At 52.9% G+C, this 255-nt stretch carries 1 protein-coding gene; it reads left to right on the top strand.

Annotation, left to right across the window (positions count from 1 at the left end; all coding sequences use genetic code 11):
• Window positions 1-255 (top strand): type 2 periplasmic-binding domain-containing protein (locus tag JMJ55_RS30640; protein ID WP_202829372.1); only part of this gene is annotated, 255 nt, incomplete at both ends.

Below are 255 nucleotides of genomic sequence, written 5' to 3'. Positions count from 1 at the left end.
CTTGATGAACAAATCGAGCTACGACAATCTGAGTGCGGAGCATCAGAAAGTGATTGACGAGGCCACAGGCCGCTATCTCAGCCTGCGTGGTGCAAAGGCCTTCTATGATGCCGGGCAAACTGGCCTTGAACTGGCGCGCGAAAGTGGCGTCGAATTGATCCAGATCGATGCGGATGCCGATGCAGAGTTCCGTGCAACAATGAAGGAGACGCTGGATCAGTTCATCGATAAGGTTGGTGAAGAAAAGGGTGTCGA

Source organism: Belnapia mucosa (assembly GCF_016775475.1).
Lineage (GTDB): Bacteria > Pseudomonadota > Alphaproteobacteria > Acetobacterales > Acetobacteraceae > Belnapia > Belnapia mucosa.
This window is presented reverse-complemented; position numbering and strand designations above follow the sequence as displayed.